The organism is Streptomyces sp. NPDC026575 (assembly GCF_055567415.1).
Genome location: NZ_JBVHQM010000020.1, coordinates 98,794 through 121,413, shown reverse-complemented (window position 1 = coordinate 121,413; position 22,620 = coordinate 98,794). Strand labels below are relative to the sequence as shown.

The following is a 22,620-nucleotide window of genomic DNA, read 5'->3' as shown; positions in this document are numbered from 1 at the left end:
CGTGCTGGGTCACACGGCGCCCCCGTCCGTGGGCCGGTCGGCCTTGGTGGGGTGCCAGCGCCGTTGCTGGGGTCGGGGGTGGCGGTGCGCAGCTATCGGGGGATGAGCCGCTGCACGGCGTCGAGCTGCATGACGCGGGTTGCGCCGGCCGCTACGGCAAGAGCGGTTCCCACACCGATGGCGGTCCGTGGGATGCCCGCGGCGGAGATGATCAAGGGGAGGGCGGCGGCGAGGCCGAGCAGGGTCTGCACGATGGTGCGCAGGGTGCGGCGGGGGTCTCCGATGTGAGCTTGGCGGACTCGGCTTTGCCGCGCTCGGGCGGCGTGACGGAGATGCCGACGACGCGGTGTCGGGTGTCGAGTCCGTCGGGGTGCCAGTCGTCGCGGATGCGCAACCGGACGTACCGGCCGAGAGGTCGGGGCTGATCTGCGGGTCAAGGTGCACGGTGATCTCGGGAATCACCTGCGGTCGGCGAGGTCCTGCTCGGCGACGATCGGCTCGGACAAGAGCGGCCGACTGGCGGCGGCCTGGTTGCGGTTGTCGCTCGCGCCGCGGGCCTGCCAGACGTTCGCCACGGTCGTCCCGTCGGTCGGGAATTCGTAGGCGAGCGGGCGGCCGGGGTGGGTGAGCACGATGTCGTCGCCGGGGCGGGTGAGGATGGGGTGCCCGAGGTCGAGCTGCCTCAGACGGGCGCCCGACTCGGGGTCGCGGTAGCAGCGCACTCGCCACTCGAAACCGCGGTCGGCGCTGGCGAGCTTGTCGAGCAGGTCGCGAATCGTCGGCTGATCCGATGCCGAGAAGGTGCGCGAACGCTGGATGCCGGAGAGCTCGGTGTCGTAGGTGATCCCAAGGTCGCGCCGAAGGCGTAGACGTCCTGGTGGCAGCCCTGGTGGGCGGCCTTGGGGGCGGTCGGGGAGAGATTCCCGGCCGCTCCCGTCACATTCTCCGGCCGGCGTCCGTCAGTGCGGTGAGAGGAGATTCCCGGACGGGATCTCCCGGCGCGCGGCCCCGGCGGGGTCCCGCCGGACGGCACTTCGGAGGAGAGCAGTGATGGAAGCACGCATGAAGAACCCCGCGGTGGTCATCCCCGAGGCCATGCAGCCCCTTCTCGACGTGGTGAAGGCGACGCGGCGGGGCGGGGTTCCGGAGGAGACGCTGGAGCTGGTGCATCTGCGGGCCAGCCAGATCAACGGCTGCAGCTTCTGCGTCGACGGCGGCGTCAAGAGCGCCCGCAAGTCGGGCGTGAGCGACGACAAGCTGTTCGCGGTCGCGGCCTGGCGGGAGGCGCCGTACTTCTCGGACGCCGAGCGCGCCGCCCTCGCGCTCACCGAGTCGGCCACCCGGCTCGCCGACAGCTCCGACCCGGTGCCGGACACCGTGTGGGACGACGCCGCCGACCACTTCGACGAGCAGCAGCTGGCGGCGATCGTGCTGATGATCGGGATCACCAACCTGTTCAACCGGCTCAACGCGACCACCAAGCAGCCGGCGGGCGCGGGCTGGTAGCGGCCCGCCGCCCCGTAGGCCGTACGCCAAAGGACCGCCCCTCCCGGGCTGTGGGAGGGGCGGTCCTTTTCAGCACCTGGTGTGCGGCGGTCCTACAGGACGCGCACCGCGCCGGTGGGCATGTCGTAGCTGAGCGGGCGCTCGACGATGCCGGTGCTGGAGTTCTGGGCGCCGATGAACTTGCCGTCGCCGATGTAGACGCCGACGTGGTAGGCACTGCCCGCGCTGCCCCAGTAGAGGATGTCGCCGACCTGCAGGTTGTCCAGGCCGACCTGGGTGCCGGTGGTGGACTGGTCCTGCGAGACGCGCGGCAGGTCGATTCCGATCTGGCGGAACGCGGCCTGGGTCAGGCCGGAGCAGTCGTACGACGAGGGGCCGGTGGAGCCGAGCACATACGCCTTGCCCAGCTGCGCCTTGAGGAAGGCGATCAGGGTGGCGGTGGAGCCGGTGGCGTTGGAGGTCGACGGCGCGGACAGGGTGGTCCGCTCATCGGAGCGCGAGGCGCGGGCCTCGGCGGCCTCCTCGGCCTTGCGGGCCTCCTCGGCCTTCTTCTTCGCCTCGGCCTTGGCCTTCTTTACCGCCTCGGCCTTGTCCTTCTCCGCGGCCTTGGCGGCCTTGGCGAAGACGCTGTCCTGGAGCGCCTGGCGCTCGTAGTTGAACGCGACCTGCTCGGCGGTGTCGGCGCTCTTGGCGGCGCTGGTCGCCAGCGCCGTCGTGATCGTCGGCATCTCCTGGGTCTCGGAGACGGGCTTTTCCGCGGCGTTGGCCGGCACGGTCGCGCCGGTCACCGCGAGAGTGAGGAAGCCACCGGTCACGCCCGCACGCAGTGCCCGCGAGGACGCGGAACGGCGGGGCTTCCGGTGGCTGGGTATGAGTGCGTTCGGGGACATGGGAATAACGGCTATCAGGCGCCGGAGGTTGCTGCCAAGAAAGGTGCAGTGCGCCACACTTGACGCGTACACGGCGAACAAAACGGACTTTTGACTACCCGTCGGCTCGCCGGCGCGATGTCCGAATTTCGCGATCATGTTCCTACGCACGGCATTTGCTGCTCCGTGCGGGTCCGGCGGGGGCCTATCACTTCCTCACGCGCCACGCCAAGGCTTCCCAGGCGTCAAGAACTCACGTCCCGAAATCGCGTGGGATAGGTCACTCTTGAGTGTCCGTTATGTTCCCGTGATCTGGCGCGGGCGGCCGCTCGTGAACGGGAGCACATACCGACGATCACGGCCGGGTCACGAGCGGGTCACGCCGACGGGTCGGACTCCCCTAGCAGTTGGCGCCGTCCAGCGCCAATTTGCCTGCGATCGCCACTACTTGATAATGACACCACTGCCCTGACCAGCGGTAACCCGCGTGAATGTCACCTCTCGTGATCACTCGCGCGCTTCGCGTATGAAGATCACCGCTCATCCGACTTCATGATCCTTCGCCGGGTGGTGGAGATCACAAAGGCGTTGTCCACCCCCGTGTCGCAGATCACACACCAGCGGGCATAAGATGCAGGCGGCTCGGGCTTGTGAACTGCCTCACATGTGCACGATCTCCACGGGGCGATCAGAGGGCCCGAGCGGACCGCCATCCAGTCATCGTCGACTGAAGGGAGCGAGGACGGTGAACGCTTACGCGCCCATCCTCGTACTGGGAGCCCTAGGGGCAGGCTTTGCGATCTTCTCCGTCGTCATGGCCAGCCTCGTCGGGCCCAGGCGCTACAACCGGGCCAAGCTTGAGGCGTACGAATGCGGAATCGAGCCGACGCCACACCCGTCCGGTGGCGGTCGCTTCCCGATCAAGTACTACCTGACGGCGATGCTCTTCATCGTCTTCGACATCGAGATCGTCTTCCTCTATCCCTGGGCCGTCACCTTCGACGCCCTGGGACTGTTCGGGCTCGTCGAGATGCTCCTCTTCGCGCTCACCGTCTTCGTCGCCTACGCCTATGTCTGGCGTCGTGGCGGCCTGGAATGGGACTAGGGGTCACACATGGGACTTGAAGAGAAGCTGCCGAGCGGCTTTTTGCTGACCACTGTCGAGCAGGCCGCGGGCTGGGTGCGCAAATCATCGGTCTTCCCGGCGACCTTCGGGCTGGCCTGCTGCGCCATCGAGATGATGACGACCGGTGCCGGGCGCTACGACCTGGCCCGCTTCGGCATGGAGGTCTTCCGGGGCTCGCCGCGCCAGGCGGATCTGATGATCGTGGCCGGCCGGGTGAGCCAGAAGATGGCCCCCGTCCTGCGGCAGGTCTACGACCAGATGCCGAACCCGAAGTGGGTGATCTCCATGGGGGTTTGCGCCTCATCGGGCGGAATGTTCAACAACTACGCGATCGTGCAGGGCGTCGACCACATCGTGCCCGTCGATATCTATCTGCCGGGCTGCCCGCCGCGTCCCGAGATGCTGATGGACGCCATCCTCAAGCTCCACGACAAGATCCAGCACACCAAGCTCGGGGTCAATCAGCAGCAGGCCGCCCGCGAGGCGGAGGAGGCGGCGCTCAAGGCGCTCCCGCTGATCGAGATGAAGGGGCTGCTGCGGTGAGTGAGCAGACGAACCCCGAGCGTCCGGACGCCCCGGACGAGGCCGTCCCGGCGCAGCGCGACGACACCGGCGAGGTGATCGCCACCCGCCGCGGCATGTTCGGCGCCGACAACGGCGGGGACACCACCGGCTACGGCGGCCTCGTACGGACCGTCCGGCTGCCCGGCGCGTCCCAGCGGCCGTACGGCGGACCGGGTGCCGACGGGGGCGGCTACGGCGACTTCGACGAGATCGCCGACGAGCTGGAGGGCGCCCTCGACGAACAGGGGCTGGTCCCCGAGAACGTCATCGCCAAGACGGTCGTGGACCGCGACGAGCTGACCTTCCACATCGAGCGGGAGTACCTGCCGGCCGTCGCCAAGATCCTGCGCGACGACCCGGCGCTGCGCTTCGAGCTGTGCACGGGCGTGAGCGGGGTGCACTTCCCCGGGGACGCCGGCCGCGAGCTGCACGCCGTCTACCACCTGCGCTCGATCACTCACAACCGGCTGATCCGGCTGGAGGTCTCCGCCCCGGACGCCGACCCGCACGTGCCCTCGCTCGTGGCGGTCTATCCGACCAACGACTGGCACGAGCGCGAGACGTACGACTTCTTCGGCCTGATCTTCGACGGTCATCCGGCGCTGACCCGGATCATGATGCCCGACGACTGGCAGGGCTTCCCGCAGCGCAAGGACTACCCGCTCGGCGGCATCCCCGTCGAGTACAAGGGCGCCCAGATCCCGGCTCCCGACCAGCGGAGGTCGTACAGCTGATGACTACTGCACCGCACTCCCACTCCTCGAACGGCCACCGCACCTCAAGCGACTTCGACACCCAGGAGTCGCTGGGCCGCGAGACCACCGAGGGCACGGTCTACAACGTCTCCGGCGGCGACTGGGACGAGATCGCGGCCGCCGCGGTCAAGTCCGACGACGAGCGGATCATCGTCAACATGGGGCCGCAGCACCCCTCGACGCACGGCGTGCTCAGGCTGATCCTGGAGATCGACGGGGAGACCGTCACCGAGGCCCGCTGCGGCATCGGCTATCTGCACACCGGTATCGAGAAGAACCTCGAATACCGGACCTGGACGCAGGGCACCACCTTCGTCACGAGGATGGACTACCTCACCCCCTTCTTCAACGAGACGGCCTACTGCCTGGCCGTGGAGAAGCTGCTCGGCATCACCGACGACATCCCCGACCGGGCCTCGGTCATCCGCGTGCTGCTGATGGAACTCAACCGGCTCTCCTCCCACCTGGTGTGCATCGCCACCGGCGGTATGGAGCTGGGCGCCACCACGATCATGATCTACGGCTTCCGCGACCGCGAGCTCATCCTCGACATCTACGAGCTGATCACCGGCCTGCGGATGAACCACGCCTACATCCGGCCCGGCGGCCTGGCCCAGGACCTGCCCCCGGGCGCGGTCGACCAGGTGCGCGCCTTCGTCAAGAAGATGCGCAAGAACATCGGCGAGTACGACAAGCTCGCCACCGGCAACCCCGTCTTCAAGGGCCGCATGGAGGGCATCGGCTATCTGGACCTGGCCGGCTGCATGGCCACCGGCGCCACCGGCCCCATCGTGCGCTCCGCCGGACTCCCGCACGACCTGCGCAAGACGCAGCCGTACTGTGGCTACGAGGACTACGAGTTCGAGGTGCCGACCGCCGACACCTGCGATGCCTACGGCCGGTTCCTGATCCGGCTGGAGGAGATGCGCCAGTCGCTGCGGATCGTCGAGCAGTGCCTGGACCGCCTGGAGCCCGGCCCCGTGATGGTCGCGGACAAGAAGATCGCCTGGCCCGCTCAGCTGGCCCTCGGCCCGGACGGCCTGGGCAACTCCCTCGACCACATCAAGAAGATCATGGGCACCTCGATGGAGGCCCTGATCCACCACTTCAAGCTCGTGACCGAGGGCTTCCGGGTCCCGCCCGGACAGACCTACGCGGCCGTCGAGTCCCCCAAGGGCGAGCTGGGTGTGCACGTGGTCAGCGACGGCGGCACCCGCCCCTACCGGGTGCACTTCCGCGATCCGTCCTTCACCAACCTGCAGGCCATGGCGGCGATGTGCGAAGGCGGCCAGGTCGCCGACGTCATCGTCGCCGTCGCGTCCATCGACCCCGTGATGGGAGGCGTCGACCGGTGACCACCGCGTCTTCTCGGGGCGGAACCCCCGAAACCCCCACCAGCCTGGGGATGCCCATGCTCCCGGCCCCCGACTACCCGGCCGAGGTGCGGGCCCGGCTTGAGGCGGACGCCAAGGAGGTGATCGCCCGCTACCCCGGCGCGCGCTCGGCGCTGCTGCCGCTGCTGCACCTCGTACAGGCCGAGGAAGGGCACGTCACCCGCACCGGCATCCGCTTCTGCGCCGAGCAGCTGGACCTGACCACCGCCGAGGTCACCGCGGTGTCGACCTTCTACTCCATGTACCGCCGCAGGCCCAGCGGCGACTACCAGGTCGGCGTCTGCACCAACACCCTGTGCGCGGTGATGGGCGGCGACGCCATCTTCGAGGAGCTCAAGGAGCACCTCGGCGTCGGCAACGGCGAGACCACCGAGGACGGCGCCGTCACCCTCGAACACATCGAGTGCAACGCCGCCTGCGACTTCGCCCCGGTCGTGATGGTCAACTGGGAGTTCTTCGACAACCAGACACCGCAGTCCGCCCGGCGGCTCGTCGACGACCTCCGGGCGGGCCGCACCGTCGAGCCCACCCGCGGCGCACCGCTGTGCACCTTCAAGGAGACCGCCCGGATGCTCGCCGGATTCCCGGACGAGCGGCCGGGCGCCGTCGAGGCCACCGGCGGCGCCGGATCCGCCTCCCTGATCGGACTGCGCCTGGCCAAGGGCGAGGCCGCACCGGGCCGCGGCGCCGACAGCGCCGGTCATGTCGTCGCCCCGCGGACGACCACCGACCACCCGACGGACGATGCCGGCCCCTCTCCCACCACCGCCCCAGATGGAGGGGCTTCGCCCCGCGGCGACGATTCCGGGCACTCCGCCGAGCAGGCGCCCTCGGGCCACCCCAGTTCCCACGACGCACCGCACGAGACCTCGGCCTCCGACGACCAGCACCCGGCCGGGCCCACAGCAGAGGAGGGGGAGTGATGACAGTGGCAGCCGAGTACGGGGGCACCTCCCGGCCGCGCGCCGGGGGAGAGGCGAGCCCGGAGAAGCTCCTCATGCCCGTCCTGTCCGCCTTCTGGGACCAGCCCGAGTCCTGGACGCTGGAGACCTACCGCCGGCACGAGGGCTACGAGGGCCTGCGCAAGGCGCTCGCGATGCCGCCCGACGACGTCATCGCCTACGTCAAGGACTCCGGCCTGCGCGGCCGCGGCGGCGCGGGCTTCCCCACCGGGATGAAGTGGCAGTTCATCCCGCAGGGCGACGGCAAGCCGCACTACCTCGTCGTCAACGCCGACGAATCGGAGCCCGGGACCTGCAAGGACATCCCCCTCCTCTTCGCCAACCCGCACTCCCTCATCGAGGGGATCGTGATCGCCTGCCATGCGATCCGGTCGAACCACGCCTTCATCTATCTGCGCGGTGAGGTCGTACCCGTCCTGCGCCGGCTGCACGAGGCCGTGCGCGAGGCCCATGCGGCGGGCTTCCTCGGGAAGAACATCCTCGGCTCGGGACTCGACCTGGACGTGATCGTGCACGCGGGCGCCGGCGCGTACATCTGCGGTGAGGAAACCGCGCTGCTCGATTCCCTGGAGGGCCGTCGCGGACAGCCCCGGCTGCGTCCTCCCTTCCCCGCGGTGGCCGGCCTCTACGCCTGCCCCACTGTCGTGAACAACGTCGAATCCATCGCGTCGGTTCCCGCGATCATGAACAGGGGCAAGGACTGGTTCAGGTCGATGGGCAGCGAGAAGTCCCCGGGCTTCACGCTCTACTCGCTCAGCGGCCATGTGGCCAACCCCGGCCAGTACGAGGCCCCGCTGGGCATCACCCTGCGCCAGCTGCTCGACATGAGCGGCGGTATGCGCCGCGGCCACCGGCTGAAGTTCTGGACGCCGGGCGGCTCCTCGACGCCGATGTTCACCGACGAGCACCTCGACGTCCCCCTCGACTACGAGGGCGTCGGCGCGGCCGGCTCGATGCTCGGCACCAAGGCGCTGCAGTGCTTCGACGAGACCACCTGCGTCGTACGGGCGGTCACCCGCTGGACCGAGTTCTACGCGCACGAGTCCTGCGGCAAGTGCACACCCTGCCGCGAAGGGACGTACTGGCTGGTGCAGTTGCTGCGCGACATCGAGGCCGGAGACGGCCGGATGGACGACCTCGACAAGCTGAACGACATCGCCGACAACATCAACGGCAAGTCCTTCTGCGCCCTCGGCGACGGCGCCGCCTCGCCGATCTTCTCCTCGCTGAAGTACTTCCGCGAGGAGTACGAGCAGCACATCACCGGCAGGGGCTGCCCGTTCGACCCCGCCAAGTCGACCCTGTGGGCCGACAACGACGCTCACCTGGGGGTGAATGCATGACCGTCACGACAACTGGGTCGAACAGCGGCTCCGCCGCGGGTCCCTCGGGGGGCGGCGAGGCGGCCGTCCCGCCGGAGGACCTCGTCACCCTGACGATCGACGGCATCGAGATCTCCGTCCCCAAGGGGACGCTGGTCATCCGCGCCGCCGAACTCCTCGGCATCGAGATCCCGCGCTTCTGCGACCACCCGCTGCTGGACCCGGCGGGCGCCTGCCGGCAGTGCATCGTCGAGGTGGAGGGCCAGCGCAAGCCGATGGCCTCCTGCACCATCACCTGCACCGACGGCATGGTCGTCAAGTCGCAGCTGACCTCCCCGGTGGCGGAGAAGGCCCAGCGCGGCGTGATGGAGCTGCTGCTGATCAACCACCCGCTGGACTGCCCGGTCTGCGACAAGGGCGGCGAGTGCCCGCTGCAGAACCAGGCCATGCAGGTCGGCGACCCGGAGTCGCGCTTCGAGGGCAGGAAGCGCACCTTCGCCAAGCCGGTGCCGATCTCCACCCAGGTGCTGCTGGACCGCGAGCGCTGCGTGCTGTGCGCGCGCTGCACCCGCTTCAGCAACCAGATCGCCGGCGACCCGATGATCGAGCTGGTCGAGCGCGGCGCCCTCCAGCAGGTCGGCACCGGAGAGGGCGACCCCTTCGAGTCGTACTTCTCCGGCAACACCATCCAGATCTGCCCGGTCGGCGCGCTCACCTCCGCCGCGTACCGCTTCCGCTCCCGCCCCTTCGACCTGGTCTCCTCGCCGTCGGTGTGCGAGCACTGCGCCGGCGGCTGCGCGACCCGCACCGACCACCGGCGCGGCAAGGTCATGCGGCGGCTGGCCGCCAACGACCCCGAGGTCAACGAGGAGTGGATCTGCGACAAGGGGCGGTTCGCCTTCCGCTACGCCCAGCAGCGCGACCGGCTGGAGCACCCCCTGGTGCGCAACGCCGAGTCCGGTGAACTGGAGCCGGCGAGCTGGCCCGAGGCCCTGGAGGCGGCGGCCCGCGGGCTGACCGCGGCCAAGGGGCGCACCGGCGTACTGACCGGCGGCCGGCTGATCGTCGAGGACGCCTACGCCTACGCCAAGTTCGCCCGGATCGCCCTGCAGAGCAACGACATCGACTTCCGGGCCCGGGTGCACAGCGCCGAGGAGGCCGACTTCCTGGCGGCCAAGGTCGCCGGCCGGGGCCGCGACCTGGACGGCAGCGGGGTCACGTACACCGCCCTGGAGCAGGCGCCGGCCGTCCTGCTGGCCGGGATCGAGGCCGAGGAGGAGGCGCCGGGCGTCTTCCTGCGGCTGCGCAAGGCGCACCGCAAGAGCGGCCAGCGCACCTACGGGCTGGGCAGTTACGCCTCACGCGGGCTGATCAAGGCCGGTGGGACCCTGTTGCCGGCCGCACCGGGCACCGAGACCGAATGGCTGGACGCGCTCGCGGGCGGCGTCGGCCTGGAGGGCGAGGGGCGGTCGGCGGCCGAGGCGCTGCGCGCGGACGGTGCGGTGATCGTCGTCGGCGAGCGGCTGGCGGGGGTGCCCGGCGCGCTGACCGCCGCGGTGCGCGCCGCCGCCGCGACCGGCGCCCGCCTGGTGTGGATCCCGCGGCGGGCGGGCGACCGCGGCGCCGTCGAGGCCGGCGCGCTGCCCGGTCTGCTGCCCGGCGGGCGGCCGGCCACCGACCCGAGGGCCCGCGACGAGGTCGCCGCCGCCTGGGGCGTGGCCACGCTGCCGCAGCGGCACGGCCGGGACACCGGCCAGATCGTCGAGGCCGCCGCGACCGGTGAACTCAGCGCGCTCCTGGTAGCGGGCGTCGAGGTCGCCGACCTACCGGACCCGGCGCGCGCGCTGACCGCCCTGGACGAGGTCGGCTTCCTGGTCAGCCTGGAGCTGCGGCCCTCGCAGGTCACCGAGCGGGCCGATGTGGTCCTGCCGGTGGCGGCCGTGGTGGAGAAGGCCGGCACGTTCCTCAACTGGGAGGGCCGGGCGCGGCTGTTCGAGGCGGCGCTCAAGCCGGACCAGATGACCCGCCGCCAGCTGCAGCCGGACTCCCGGGTCCTGAACATGCTCGCCGACGCCATGGACGTCCATCTGGCCCTGCCCGACATCCGCTCCGTACGCCGCGAGCTGGACCGGCTCGGCAACTGGGACGGCCCGTACGCCGGCGAGCCCCTGGAGACCGGGCGCCCGCTGCCCCGGCCCGCCGACGGCGAGGCGGTCCTCGCCGGACACCGGCTCCTGCTGGACCAGGGGCTGCTCCAGGAAGGCGACGAGGCGCTGGCCGGCACCCGGCACGCCGCGCTCGCCCGGCTGTCGCAGGCCACCGCCGAGGAGACCGGCGTCAAGGACGGCGACCTCCTGGAGATCGGCGGACCGGCCGGCTCGGTCCGGCTGCCGCTGAAGGTCACGCCGATGCCCGACCGGGTGGTGTGGCTGCCGCTGAACTCCACGGGCGGTGGCGTCGCCGCCGACACCGGGGCGCGCCCCGGTGACCTGGTGAAGATCTCCGCCGCCCCGGGCACGCCGGCGCCGGCCAAGGAGGTGGACGCATGATGCAGCTCGGCCAACTGGCCACCGCGCAGACCGCGCTGGCCCAGGAAGACCTGTCGATGTTCGGCCGCGATCCCTGGTGGCTGATCGTCATCAAGGCGGTCTTCTGCTTCGCGTTCCTGATGCTGACGGTGCTGTTCTCGATCGTCTGGGAGCGCAAGGTCGTCGCCTGGATGCAGCTGCGGATCGGCCCCAACCGGCACGGCCCCTGGGGGATGCTCCAGTCGCTGGCCGACGGCATCAAGCTGATGCTGAAGGAGGACCTGGTCGTCAAGCGGGCCGACAAAGCGGTCTACATCCTCGCGCCGATCGTGGCGGCCATCCCGGCCTTCATGGCGATCGCGGTGATCCCCTTCGGCCCGGCCGACAACGAGATCTCGATCTTCGGCCAGCGCACCCCGATGCAGCTGACCGACTTGCCCATCGGCATCCTCTACATCCTGGCCACGGCCTCGGTCGGCATCTACGGGATCGTGCTGGCGGGCTGGTCCTCCGGCTCGACCTACCCGCTGCTCGGCGGGCTCCGCTCGTGCGCGCAGATGATCTCGTACGAGATCGCGATGGGCATCTCGTTCGCGGCGGTGTTCCTGTACTCCGGGTCGATGTCGACCTCCACCATCGTGGAGTCGCAGCAGAGCCGGTGGTACATCCTGCTGCTGCCGGTGTCCTTCATCATCTACATCGTCGCCATGGTCGGCGAGACCAACCGCGCGCCGTTCGACATGCCGGAGTCCGAGGGCGACCTCGTCGGCGGCTTCAACACCGAGTACTCGTCCATCAAGTTCGCGATGTTCATGCTGGCCGAGTACATCAACATGGTCACCGTCTCGGCGGTCGCGGTCACGCTCTTCCTGGGCGGCTGGCGGGCGCCCTGGCCCGTGTCGGGGTTCTGGGAGGGCGCCAACCACGGCTGGTGGCCGCTGCTGTGGTTCACCCTCAAGGTGCAGCTGCTGCTGTTCTTCTTCATCTGGCTGCGCGGCACTCTTCCCCGGGTGCGCTACGACCAGTTCATGAAGCTGGGCTGGAAGGTCCTCATCCCGGTCTCGATGGTCTGGCTGATGCTGGTCGCCACCGTCCGGGCGCTGAAGAACGAGGGCTACGACTTCTCCCAGATCGTGCTGTACGTCGCCGGCAGCGCCGTCGGGCTGCTGCTGATCTCCCTGGTCGTGGACTTCTTCCGACGAGGCGAGGAAGAGCCGGAGACGGACGGCGACGGCGCCTTCGACCCGATGGCCGGCGGCTTCCCCGTACCGCCGCTGCCCGGGCAGAGCCTGCCGCCCGTGCCGCGCCGACGGCCCCGCCGGGAGCGGGAGTTGATTGTCAGTGGTCGGATGGACACTGTCAGTGACGGTAATGAGACCGATGGAAAGGGGGGCGACGGTGCCTGAGTTCCAGAACCCCGTGGCCGGCTTCGGCGTGACCTTCAAGGCCATGTTCAAGAAGCGGCTGACCGAGCAGTATCCGGAGGAGAAGAAGCCGACGGCGCCGCGTTTCCACGGCCGCCATCAGCTCAACCGCCATCCGGACGGGCTGGAGAAGTGCATCGGCTGCGAGCTGTGCGCTTGGGCCTGCCCGGCGGACGCGATCTATGTCGAAGGCGCGGACAACACCGAAGAGGAGCGCTACTCCCCGGGCGAGCGCTACGGCCGCGTCTACCAGATCAACTATCTGCGCTGCATCCTGTGCGGTCTGTGCGTGGAGGCATGCCCGACCCGCGCGCTCACCATGACCAACGAGTACGAACTCGCCGACCGGTCCCGCGAATCGCTCATCTACACCAAGGAGGAGCTGCTCGCGGGCCTGCAGGACACGATGGTCGACTCCCCCCATGCGATCTACCCCGGCATGACGGAGAAGGACTACTACAACGGGCTGGTGACCGAGGCCGCGCCCGGCACCGTCCGCCAGGTCGCCGTCTCCAAGGGGGAGCGCCCCGACGAGCAGCCGGACCGGACCGCCGACGAGGAGGTGCAGGCATGACCGGCCTCGCCACCGCGGCCGCCTCCACGGGGGAGGCCGTGCAGTTCTGGATCCTGGGCAGCGTCGCCGTCATCGGCGCGCTGTGCACGATCCTGATGAAGCGGGCGGTGCACAGCGCCCTCTCGCTCGCCGGCACCATGATCGTCCTGGCGGTCTTCTACCTCGCCAACGGCGCGTACTTCCTCGGCGTCGTGCAGATCGTCGTCTACACGGGCGCGATCATGATGCTGTTCCTGTTCGTCGTCATGCTGGTCGGTGTCACGGCCGCGGACTCCCTCAAGGAGACGCTCAAGGGCCAGCGCTGGCTCGCCGCCGGAATGGGCATCGGCTTCGGCATCCTGCTGATCGCCGGCATCGGCAACGCCTCGCTCAAGGAGTTCAACGGCCTGGGCGAGGCGAACGCCGGGGGCAATGTGCAGGGCCTGGCCGCGCTCATCTTCACCAAGTACGTCTTCGCCTTCGAAGTCACCGGCGCGCTGCTGATCACGGCGGCCGTCGGCGCGATGGTGCTCACGCACCGGGAGCGCACGGAGCGGGCCAAGTCGCAGCGCGAGCAGTCCGAGGCCCGGATCCGCGAGGGCAAGCAGGTGCCCCCGCTGCCCGCCCCCGGGGTCTACGCCCGGCACAACGCCGTCGACATCCCGGGCCTGCTGCCCGACGGCACCCCGTCCGAGCTGACCGTCAGTCCCACGCTCCGCGAGCGCGGCCAGATGCGCGATGTCTCCGGTGAGTCGCTCGCCGAACTCAAGGCGCTGGAGCAGCGCTCCGAGGAGTGGCTGGGCCGCTCCGCCGAGGACGAGCCCGCGCCGCCGCCCTCCGGTGGCGCGCCGCGCAAGGAGCACAAGGAGGGGGCCAAGAAATGAACCCGGTCTACTACCTCTACCTCGCCGCCCTGCTGTTCACTATCGGCGCGGCCGGGGTGCTGATCAGGCGGAACGCCATCGTGATGTTCATGTGCATCGAGCTGATGCTCAACGCCTGCAATCTCGCCTTCGTCACCTTCTCGCGGATGCACGGGAATCTGGACGGCCAGATCATCGCCTTCTTCACGATGGTCGTCGCCGCGGCCGAGGTCGTGGTCGGCCTGGCGATCATCGTGTCGATCTTCCGCACCCGTCATACGGCCTCGGTCGACGACGCCAGTCTGATGAAGCTGTAAGGGGTCGCACAAAGTGGAGAACTTGATCGCGCTGCTTGTCGCGGCACCGCTGGTCGGTGCGGCCCTGCTGCTGTGCGGCGGCAAACGACTCGACCGCACCGGCCACTGGATCGGCACCCTGCTGGCGGTGGCGTCGTTCGCCGTCGGGGTGGCGCTCTTCGCCGACATGCTCGGCAAGAGCCCCGAGCACCGTGCCCTGCATCAGCATCTGTTCAGCTGGATCCCGGTCGGCGGCTTCCAGGCCGACGTCGCCTTCCAGCTCGACCAGCTGTCGATGACCTTCGTCCTGCTGATCACCGGTGTCGGATCGCTGATCCACATCTACTCGATCGGCTATATGGAGCACGACGAGCGGCGCCGCCGCTTCTTCGGCTATCTCAACCTCTTCCTCGCGGCGATGCTCCTGCTGGTCATCGCCGACAACTACCTTCTGCTGTACGTCGGCTGGGAGGGCGTCGGCCTCGCCTCGTACCTCCTGATCGGGTTCTGGCAGCACAAGCCCAGCGCGGCCACCGCCGCCAAGAAGGCGTTCCTGGTCAACCGCGTCGGCGATATGGGCCTGTCCATCGCGATCATGCTGATGTTCACGACGTTCGGGACCTTCGCCTTCGGGCCGGTGTTCGCGGCCACCGCAGACACGTCCGAGGGCAAGCTCACCGCCATCGGGCTGATGCTGCTGCTGGCCGCCTGCGGCAAGTCGGCACAGGTGCCGCTGCAGTCCTGGCTGGGGGACGCGATGGAGGGCCCGACCCCGGTCTCGGCCCTGATCCACGCCGCCACGATGGTCACCGCCGGCGTGTATCTGATCACCCGCTCCGGGGCGATCTTCAATGCCGCGCCGGACGCGCAGACCGCCGTCGTCGCGGTCGGCGCGGTCACCCTCCTGTTCGGTGCGATCGTCGGTTGCGCCAAGGACGACATCAAGAAGGCCCTGGCCGGCTCGACGATGTCGCAGATCGGCTACATGGTCCTGGCCGCCGGCCTCGGCCCCATCGGCTACGCCTTCGCGATCATGCACCTGGTCACCCACGGCTTCTTCAAGGCCGGCCTCTTCCTCGGCGCCGGTTCGGTGATGCACGGCATGAACGACGAGGTCGACATGCGCCGCTACGGCGGCCTGCGCCGGTACATGCCGGTCACGTTCATCACCTTCGGCCTCGGCTATCTGGCGATCATCGGCTTCCCCGGACTGTCCGGCTTCTTCTCCAAGGACAAGATCATCGAGGCAGCCTTCGCCAAGGGCGGCACCGAGGGCTGGATCCTCGGCGGCGCGGCCCTCCTGGGCGCCGCGATCACCGCGTTCTACATGACACGGGTGATGCTGATGACGTTCTTCGGCGAGAAGCGCTGGAACCCGAGCGACGTGCATCCGCACGAGTCGCCGAAGGTCATGACGCTCCCGATGATCGTGCTGGCCGTCGGATCGGTCTTCGCCGGCGCGCTGTTCAGCGTCAACGACGCCTTTGTGAAGTGGCTGGAGCCGGTCACCTCGTTCGCGCACGGCCACTCCCCGGTCAGCGCCACCACCGTCACCGCCTCCACCGTCGTCGTCCTGCTCATCGGCGTCGGCATCGCCTGGATGATGTACGGCCGCAAGCCCGTCCCGGAACTCGCCCCCCGCGGTTCGTGGCTCACCCGGGCCGCCCGCCGCGATCTGCTCCAGGACGACTTCAACCACGTCGTCTTCGTGCGCGGCGGCGGCGAGGTCACCACCACGCTCGTCCAACTCGACCGCTCCGTGGTGGACGGGGCGGTCAACGGCACGGCGGCCTCCATGGGCGGACTCTCCGGCCTGCTGCGCCAGTTGCAGAGCGGCTTCGTCCGCTCCTACGCGGTCCAGATGCTGGGCGGGGCCGCCGTTCTCGTCGCCGCGACCCTGCTGATGAGGGGTGTCTGAGCCATGTCGTTTCCCCTGCTGACGGCAACGGCCGTGGTTCCGGCGGTCGGCGCGATCGCCACCGCCGCGCTGCCCGCAGCCAAGCGCACCGCGGCCAAATGGCTCGCGCTGCTGTTCTCGCTGATCACCTTCGCGCTGGCCCTGGTCGTCGCGTTCCGCTTCGACCCCGGCGCCAAGAGCCCCTACCAGCTCACCGAATCGCACGCCTGGATCCCGGACTTCGGCGTCCGCTACGAACTCGGCGTGGACGGCATCGCGGTCGCGCTGATCGCGCTGACCGCCCTGCTGATCCCCTTCATCATCCTGGCGGGCTGGCATGACGCCGACCCCCTCGAAGAGGCCACGCCCAACCGGCGCTGGCGGCCCACCCAGGGCTTCTTCGCGCTGATCCTGGCCGTCGAGGCCATGGTGGTGATCTCCTTCGAGGCCACCGACGTCTTCCTCTTCTACATCTTCTTCGAAGCCATGCTGATCCCGATGTACTTCCTCATCGGCGGCTTCGGGGACCGCGCCGGTGCGGACGGGGAGGAGCAGTCCGCCGGCCGGCGGTCGTACGCCGCGGTGAAGTTCCTGCTCTACAACCTCGCCGGCGGCCTGATCATGCTGGCCGCGGTGATCGGGCTGTACGCCGTCACCGCCGACCAGCTCGGCAGCGGCACGTTCTCGCTCCAGCAGATCGTCGAGGCCCGGGCGGCCGGCAAGCTGGACATCGCCGCCGGCACCGAGCGGCTGCTCTTCCTCGGCTTCTTCTTCGCCTTCGCGGTGAAGGCGCCGCTGTGGCCGCTGCACACCTGGCTGCCCGGCGCCATGGGCGAGTCGACCGCGCCGGTCGCGGTGCTGATCACGGCGGTCGTCGACAAGGTCGGCACGTTCGCGATGCTCCGCTTCTGCCTCCAGCTCTTCCCGGAGGCCAGCAGCTGGGCCACCCCCGCCATCCTGGTGCTCGCACTGATCAGCATCGTCTACGGTGCGCTGCTCGCGGTCGCCCAGCGGGACATCAAGCGGCTGGTCGCCTACGCCTCGATCTCCCACTTCGGCTTCATCATCCTGGGCATCTTCGCGATGACGTCCCAGGGCCAGGGCGGCGCCACGCTCTACATGGTCAACCACGGCATCTCCACCGCCGCACTGATGCTGGTGGCCGGCTTCCTGATCAGCCGCCGCGGCTCGCGCCTGATCGCGGACTACGGCGGCGTCCAGAAGGTCGCCCCCGTCCTCGCCGGCACGTTCCTCATCGGCGGCCTCGCCACCCTGTCGCTGCCGGGCCTGGCACCGTTCGTCAGCGAATTCCTGGTCCTGGTCGGCACGTTCACCCGCTACCCGGTGATCGGCATCGTCGCCACCTTCGGCATCGTCCTCGCCGCGCTCTACGTCCTGGTCCTCTACCAGCGGACGATGACCGGGCCGGTGAAGGCGGAGGTGACCGGCATGCCCGACCTCAGGGTGCGGGAGCTGGTGGTGGTGGCGCCGCTGATCGCGCTGCTGATCTTCCTCGGGGTGTATCCGAAGCCGCTCACCGACATCGTCAATCCGGCCGTCGACCACACCCTGTCCGTCGTGGACAAGCATGATCCCAAGCCCACTGTGCAGGTGAACGCCGTGCCCGGTGGAGGCCGGCACGGCCACGCCGCGAACGATCAAGACGTGGAGGCCGCGAAGTGAGTTCCGTGGCAAGTGTCCACAGCCTGTGGACGGTGGCGGCCGGCGCACCGGGCAAGATCCCGGGGCCGCACATCGAGTACGCCCAGCTGTCACCGACGCTGATCGTCCTCGGTGCGGCGGTGATCGGCGTGCTGGTCGAGGCGTTCGTGCCGCGCCGCGCCCGCTACCACTCCCAGTTGTTGCTGTCCCTGGTGACGCTGGCCGCCGCGTTCGCCGCGGTGATCGGCCTGGCGGCCGGCGGCTTCGGCTCGTCCAAGGCGCATATCGCCGCCATGGGAGCCATCGCCGTCGACGGCCCCGCCCTGTTCCTGCAGGGCACGATCCTGCTGGTGTCCCTGATCGCGGTCTTCACCTTCGCCGAGCGCCGGCTCGACCCGGCGGCGCACGGCAGGCGGGTGGACTCCTTCGCGGCCCAGCCCGCCGCCGTGCCCGGTGGCCCGGCCGAACAGGCCGCGGTCAAGGCCGGGTTCACCACCACCGAGGTCTTCCCGATCGCCCTCTTCGCGATCGGCGGCATGCTGATCTTCCCGGCCGCCAACGACCTGCTGACGCTCTTCGTCGCCCTGGAGGTCTTCTCCCTCCCGCTCTACATCCTGTGCGCGCTGGCCCGCCGCCAGCGACTGCTGTCGCAGGAGTCCGCCGTCAAGTACTTCCTCCTCGGCGCCTTCTCCTCCGCGTTCCTCCTCTTCGGCGTTGCCCTGCTGTACGGCTACGCCGGCACCGTGACGTACTCCGGGATCGCCGAGGTGATCTCGGACGGCGCCAAGCAGATCGACCCGGCGCTGGCCGGCACCATGGGCAACGACGCGCTGCTGCTGATCGGCGCGGCACTGGTGCTGATGGGCCTGCTGTTCAAGGTCGGCGCGGTCCCGTTCCACATGTGGACCCCGGACGTCTACCAGGGCGCGCCGACCCCGGTCACCGGCTTCATGGCGGCCGCCACGAAGGTCGCCGCCTTCGGCGCGCTGCTGCGCCTGCTGTACGTCGTCCTGCCGGGCATGCGCTGGGACTGGCGGCCGGTGCTGTGGGGCGTCGCGATCATCACGATGCTGGGCGGCGCGATCATCGCCATCACCCAGACCGACATCAAGCGGCTGCTGGCCTACTCCTCCATCGCCCACGCCGGCTTCATCCTCGTCGGTGTGATCGCCACCAGTGAGGACGGCATCTCCTCGGTGCTGTTCTACCTCGGCGCCTACTCCTTCGTGACGCTCGGCGCCTTCGCCGTCGTCACCCTGGTGCGGGACGCGGGAGGCGAGGCCACCCAGCTGTCCAAGTGGGCCGGACTCGGCCGCCGTTCGCCACTGGTGGCCGCGGTCTTCGCCGTCTTCCTGCTGGCCTTCGCCGGCATCCCGCTGACCTCCGGCTTCGCCGGGAAGTTCGCGGTCTTCAAGGCGGCGGCGCAGAGCGGCGCGGGCTGGCTCGTGGTGGTCGGTGTCCTCTCCTCCGCCATCGCCGCGTTCTTCTACATCCGCGTCATCGTGCTGATGTTCTTCAACGAGCCCAAGGCGGAAGGCCCGACCGTCGCGGTCCCCAGTCCGCTGACGACCACGGCCATCGCCATCGGCGTCGTGGCCACCCTGGTGCTCGGTCTGGCGCCGCAGTACTTCCTCGACCTCGCCGGGCAGGCAGGGGTCTTCGTGCGCTGAGGCACGGCAGCCGGTACGCACAACGGCCGCCGCCCGCAACCCACTCGGGTTCGGGCGGCGGCCGTTGCCGCGCAGGGCCGCGGTCAGCTCTTGGGCATACCGCTCGGCAGCTGGGGCATGTCCGGGATCTTCACGCTGCCGTCGCTGGACTTGGTGTACTTCTCGGTGGGGCCGCTCTTCCAGTCGACGGTCAGGGTCTTGCCGTCCGAACCGGGCTTGAGGGTGCCCATGGTGCGGGTGGTGTCCCCGTCGGTGCACTTGAGCGCGGCCATGGTCATTCCGGCCATCGTCTGGACCTTGCCCAGGCAGGCGGCCTTGTGTCCGTTGCTGAACGCGACCGTGCCCTCCTTGATCACGAGGATCAGCGGGCTGCTGTCCGAACCGCTCTTCCAGGCTCCCTCGACCGCGGTGGGGCCGGCGGGCTTGTCGGCGTCTCCCGGAGTCGACGGCGCGGCCTCCGGCGTCTTGCTCGGCTTGCTGTCGCTGCCGTTGCCGCCGCTGCTTCCGCAACCGCTGAGCAGCATCGCGGCGATGGCCGCCGCCCCGGCGATCTGCGCTGCCTTGCGCACGTACGTCTCCTCCGTTGTGGGACAGGGAGACGTGAGGCTAGCAGCGCCCTCCACGGCTCTCGGCCCCGTCACCGCATTGCGGCAACGCCGGTACGGAGTTGGTGTGCGGCTGTGACGCGAAATCGGGGCGAGGGGGACTAAGGGGGCGAAGCGGGTGGGGGGGAGGGTAGGGGGGAGTGGGCCGAAGGAGCGGGGCTGAGCGGGGCTGGGTGGGGGCAGGGGGGCGGCTCGGGAGAGGACAGGGATACGGCGCGGGTACGGGCAGGGGCACGGCGCGGGCTGGGCTGAGTGGTTGGGGAGGGGGAGGGGACGGGGCGCGGGGCGGGGGCGGGGCACACAGCTACTGCCTTAGGGGCCCCTCCCCCCCCGGCCCCTCCCACCCTCCACCTCCACCTCCCGCTCCAGCGGACGCAGCCGAGGCAACCGCGACCGCCAGAAGGCTCTGCCGAGACCTCAGCTAGGGCCTTCGCCGAGACCTCCGCCGAGACCTCCGTCGAAGCCCCCGCCGAGACCTCCGTCGAGGCCCCCGCCAGAGGCTCTGCCAGGCTCGTGCCACGCCTTACTCCGGGACCTGTCAGGGCCGTCGCCAGAACCCCGTCAGTTCCCCACCAGGACCTCACCAGGATCCCGCCAGCACGCCCCCCCAGGGCCCTGCCGGCCCCTTGCCAAGCGGCTTCGTCGCGACCACCGGCGGCCTCATCGCGCTCTCCGCCCCCGTCCGCGCTACCCCCCGGCGCTCTGGTCGTCCTGTACGACGCGGAACGCGGCGTGCGCCGTCCACTCCTCCTTGGCCAGGCGTCGCAGATCGCGGCGGAGCGGGCGGAAGGAACTGCCCGGCAGGAGCTTGGCGTCCAGGTCCGTCGCCGAGGAGTACGCCGCCAGGAGCCGGGCGCGCCGGTCGGGGAGCTGGGCCTCGACCGCGGCCCTGAACCGGGCGCGGGCCGGGCCGGTCAGGTCCACCGCCCCCGCCGGGAAGCGCTCGTACGGGAACAGGCCCAGGGCGCGGTGGGCCTGCCTGCGCAGCGCGCCGCGCTCCTCCAGCCGGCGCAGGCACAGCTCATGGACGGGGCGGCCGGCGCCGCGTACCCAGCGGTGGGCCCTGATGCCCCGGCCGCCCTTGGCGGGGGCGGGGAGCGTTGCCAGGGCGCCGTCGAGTATCGGGTCGCCCAGCGGCAGCGGATTGGCCACCTTGACGCGGTCGCCGCGCTCGACCGCGATCCGTCCGGTCGCCTCCAGGTCGGCCAGCGCCGCCCCGGCGAGCCCGTACCGCAGGTACCTGGGGTTGTTCAGGGGGCGGCCGCGGACCGGGTCGAGCGCGAGCAGCAGCAGCTCCTCGGCGAGGGTGAGGGGAGCGTCGGTCATGTCACTACGGCGTCCCCACCGTGGGGGCGGGCAGGATGCGGCCGGTGACCTCGCCCAGCTCGATCCGGGCGCCGCCGGGGCCCGGGGCCCAGGCGGTGAGGGTGACCTCGTCGCCGTCCTGGAGGTAGGGGCCCTTGCCCTGGGTGAGTTCGAGCAGGCAGCCGAGCTGATCGGGGTCGGGGCCGGAGACCGTGCCGGAGGCGAACAGATCGCCGGTGCGGAGGGAGGCGCCGTTGACGGTCATATGGGCCAGCTGCTGGGCGGCTGTCCAGTACATGCTGGCGAACGGGGGCCGCGAGACGACCTCGTCGTTGATGCGCACCTCGATGCGGATGTCGAAGCCGCCCGGCTCCACGCCCGAGTCGTCGAGGTAGGGCAGCGGCGGGACGTCCCGGGCGGGTGGTGGCGTACGGGCCTCGTCGAGGGCGTCGAGCGGGGTGATCCAGGCGGAGACGGACGTGGCGAAGGACTTGCCGAGGAACGGGCCGAGCGGCACGTACTCCCAGGCCTGGATGTCGCGGGCGGACCAGTCGTTGACGAGGCAGACACCGAATACGTGGTCACGGAAGGAGCCCAGGCCGACGGGCTCATGGAGCGTGGAGGGCGTGCCGACGACGAAGCCGACCTCGGCCTCGATGTCGAGGCGGGCGGACGGGCCGAAGGTCGGGGCCTCGTCCGCGGGCGCCTTGCGCTGGCCGTTGGGGCGCACCACCGGGGTGCCGGTGGCGACGACGGTGCCCGACCGGCCGTGGTAACCGATCGGGAGATGCTTCCAGTTGGGCGGCAGCCCCGCATCGTTCGGGCGGAAGATCCGGCCGACGTTGGTGGCGTGGTACTCGCTGGAGTAGAAGTCGACGTAGTCGGCGACCTCGAAGGGGAGGTGCAGGGTGACCTCCTCCAACGGGTGGAGCAGCGGCGCCACTTCGTCGCGGTGCGCGGGGTCGGTCACGGCGGTGTGCACGGCCGCGCGGATCTGCTGCCAGACGGGTCGGCCGGCGGCGAGGAGGGGGTTGAGGGTCGGCGCGGCGAGGAGCTCGGCATGCGGATGGATGGCGGCCGGCAGGGCGCTGGGCAGGGCGCTCAGGTCGAGGACCTGGGCGCCGTAGCGGACGCCGATGCGGTGTTGGTCGGGCGCGTCGGTGGTGCTGAAGACGCCGTAGGGGAGATTGTGCGGGCCGAAGGGATCGCCTTCCGCCAGCTCGAACGGGCTCTGCTCGGGCATGGACAGCTCCTCGCGTTCGTCGTCGCCGGTGGGCAGCCGGGCCGTCCGGGGCTGGTGCGCCCCGAGCCGGTGGCTG

The 22,620-nt window shown here is 70.1% G+C and carries 21 protein-coding genes; 15 read left to right on the top strand and 6 right to left on the bottom strand.

Going from position 1 to position 22,620, the window contains the following annotated elements:
* Positions 1-92: 92 nt before the first annotated feature.
* Together ACZ4NB_RS26540 and ACZ4NB_RS26535 are read right to left on the bottom strand one after the other, a co-directional pair.
* Complete coding sequence (locus ACZ4NB_RS26540; protein WP_467665371.1) at positions 93-251, bottom strand: hypothetical protein; 159 nt, start codon at positions 249-251, stop codon at positions 93-95.
* A 207-nt stretch (positions 252-458) separates the two neighbouring features.
* The gene (locus ACZ4NB_RS26535; protein WP_467665370.1) at positions 459-722 is read right to left on the bottom strand and encodes a hypothetical protein; all 264 of its coding nucleotides are present in this window, start codon (positions 720-722) and stop codon (positions 459-461) included.
* A gap of 328 nt (positions 723-1,050) precedes the next feature.
* Between ACZ4NB_RS26535 and ACZ4NB_RS26530 the strand changes: the two genes are divergently transcribed.
* The gene (locus ACZ4NB_RS26530) at positions 1,051-1,506 is read left to right on the top strand and encodes a carboxymuconolactone decarboxylase family protein (protein ID WP_467665368.1); all 456 of its coding nucleotides are present in this window, start codon (positions 1,051-1,053) and stop codon (positions 1,504-1,506) included.
* Positions 1,507-1,598: 92 nt separating this feature from the next.
* Here ACZ4NB_RS26530 and ACZ4NB_RS26525 read toward each other — a convergent pair whose 3' ends face one another.
* Entirely contained in the window at positions 1,599-2,396 is a 798-nt protein-coding gene (locus ACZ4NB_RS26525; protein ID WP_467665366.1) for a C40 family peptidase, read from the bottom strand.
* A 724-nt stretch (positions 2,397-3,120) separates the two neighbouring features.
* Between ACZ4NB_RS26525 and ACZ4NB_RS26520 the strand changes: the two genes are divergently transcribed.
* The 14 genes from ACZ4NB_RS26520 to nuoN are packed head-to-tail and all read left to right on the top strand — an operon-like array spanning position 3,121 to position 19,391.
* Positions 3,121-3,480, top strand: a complete 360-nt coding sequence (locus ACZ4NB_RS26520; RefSeq protein ID WP_467665364.1) for an NADH-quinone oxidoreductase subunit A — start codon at positions 3,121-3,123, stop codon at positions 3,478-3,480.
* Positions 3,481-3,489: 9 nt separating this feature from the next.
* Entirely contained in the window at positions 3,490-4,044 is a 555-nt protein-coding gene (locus ACZ4NB_RS26515; protein ID WP_030416193.1) for a NuoB/complex I 20 kDa subunit family protein, read from the top strand.
* Complete coding sequence (locus ACZ4NB_RS26510; RefSeq protein ID WP_467665362.1) at positions 4,041-4,799, top strand: NADH-quinone oxidoreductase subunit C; 759 nt, start codon at positions 4,041-4,043, stop codon at positions 4,797-4,799. Before ACZ4NB_RS26515 ends, ACZ4NB_RS26510 begins: the two co-directional genes overlap by 4 nt.
* Positions 4,799-6,175, top strand: coding sequence for an NADH-quinone oxidoreductase subunit D (locus tag ACZ4NB_RS26505; protein ID WP_467665360.1), 1,377 nt, complete (start codon positions 4,799-4,801; stop codon positions 6,173-6,175). Before ACZ4NB_RS26510 ends, ACZ4NB_RS26505 begins: the two co-directional genes overlap by 1 nt.
* Positions 6,176-6,225: 50 nt before the next feature.
* Positions 6,226-7,137, top strand: coding sequence for an NADH-quinone oxidoreductase subunit NuoE (gene nuoE / locus ACZ4NB_RS26500; protein WP_467665358.1), 912 nt, complete (start codon positions 6,226-6,228; stop codon positions 7,135-7,137).
* Positions 7,137-8,519, top strand: coding sequence for an NADH-quinone oxidoreductase subunit NuoF (gene nuoF / locus ACZ4NB_RS26495; RefSeq protein WP_467665356.1), 1,383 nt, complete (start codon positions 7,137-7,139; stop codon positions 8,517-8,519). Before nuoE ends, nuoF begins: the two co-directional genes overlap by 1 nt.
* Positions 8,516-11,047 carry an NADH-quinone oxidoreductase subunit G gene (locus tag ACZ4NB_RS26490; RefSeq protein WP_467665354.1) on the top strand — a complete coding sequence of 844 codons (2,532 nt, stop codon included), beginning with the start codon at positions 8,516-8,518 and terminating at the stop codon, positions 11,045-11,047. The genes nuoF and ACZ4NB_RS26490 overlap by 4 nt, the downstream gene beginning before the upstream one ends.
* Positions 11,044-12,432 carry an NADH-quinone oxidoreductase subunit NuoH gene (gene nuoH, locus ACZ4NB_RS26485; RefSeq protein WP_467665352.1) on the top strand — a complete coding sequence of 463 codons (1,389 nt, stop codon included), beginning with the start codon at positions 11,044-11,046 and terminating at the stop codon, positions 12,430-12,432. Before ACZ4NB_RS26490 ends, nuoH begins: the two co-directional genes overlap by 4 nt.
* Positions 12,407-13,024, top strand: a complete 618-nt coding sequence (nuoI, locus tag ACZ4NB_RS26480; RefSeq protein WP_467665350.1) for an NADH-quinone oxidoreductase subunit NuoI — start codon at positions 12,407-12,409, stop codon at positions 13,022-13,024. Before nuoH ends, nuoI begins: the two co-directional genes overlap by 26 nt.
* The gene (locus tag ACZ4NB_RS26475; protein ID WP_467665348.1) at positions 13,021-13,887 is read left to right on the top strand and encodes an NADH-quinone oxidoreductase subunit J; all 867 of its coding nucleotides are present in this window, start codon (positions 13,021-13,023) and stop codon (positions 13,885-13,887) included. Before nuoI ends, ACZ4NB_RS26475 begins: the two co-directional genes overlap by 4 nt.
* Positions 13,884-14,183, top strand: a complete 300-nt coding sequence (nuoK, locus tag ACZ4NB_RS26470) for an NADH-quinone oxidoreductase subunit NuoK (protein WP_350730467.1) — start codon at positions 13,884-13,886, stop codon at positions 14,181-14,183. The genes ACZ4NB_RS26475 and nuoK overlap by 4 nt, the downstream gene beginning before the upstream one ends.
* A 13-nt stretch (positions 14,184-14,196) precedes the next feature.
* On the top strand, positions 14,197-16,080 hold the full coding sequence (gene nuoL / locus ACZ4NB_RS26465; protein ID WP_467665346.1) for an NADH-quinone oxidoreductase subunit L: 1,884 nt from the start codon (positions 14,197-14,199) through the stop codon (positions 16,078-16,080).
* 3 nt (positions 16,081-16,083) lie between these two features.
* Entirely contained in the window at positions 16,084-17,742 is a 1,659-nt protein-coding gene (locus tag ACZ4NB_RS26460; RefSeq protein ID WP_467665344.1) for an NADH-quinone oxidoreductase subunit M, read from the top strand.
* Positions 17,739-19,391: an NADH-quinone oxidoreductase subunit NuoN gene (gene nuoN / locus ACZ4NB_RS26455; protein ID WP_467665342.1), complete on the top strand. Its 1,653-nt coding sequence runs from the start codon at positions 17,739-17,741 to the stop codon at positions 19,389-19,391. The genes ACZ4NB_RS26460 and nuoN overlap by 4 nt, the downstream gene beginning before the upstream one ends.
* Before the next feature lie 83 nt (positions 19,392-19,474).
* Here nuoN and ACZ4NB_RS26450 read toward each other — a convergent pair whose 3' ends face one another.
* From ACZ4NB_RS26450 to fahA, 3 genes are all read right to left on the bottom strand, one after another.
* Complete coding sequence (locus ACZ4NB_RS26450; protein ID WP_467665340.1) at positions 19,475-19,960, bottom strand: hypothetical protein; 486 nt, start codon at positions 19,958-19,960, stop codon at positions 19,475-19,477.
* Between the two features lie 723 nt (positions 19,961-20,683).
* Entirely contained in the window at positions 20,684-21,322 is a 639-nt protein-coding gene (locus tag ACZ4NB_RS26445) for a GOLPH3/VPS74 family protein (protein WP_467665338.1), read from the bottom strand.
* Positions 21,323-21,326: 4 nt separating this feature from the next.
* Positions 21,327-22,544 carry a fumarylacetoacetase gene (gene fahA, locus ACZ4NB_RS26440; RefSeq protein WP_467665336.1) on the bottom strand — a complete coding sequence of 406 codons (1,218 nt, stop codon included), beginning with the start codon at positions 22,542-22,544 and terminating at the stop codon, positions 21,327-21,329.
* Positions 22,545-22,620 lie beyond the last annotated feature (76 nt).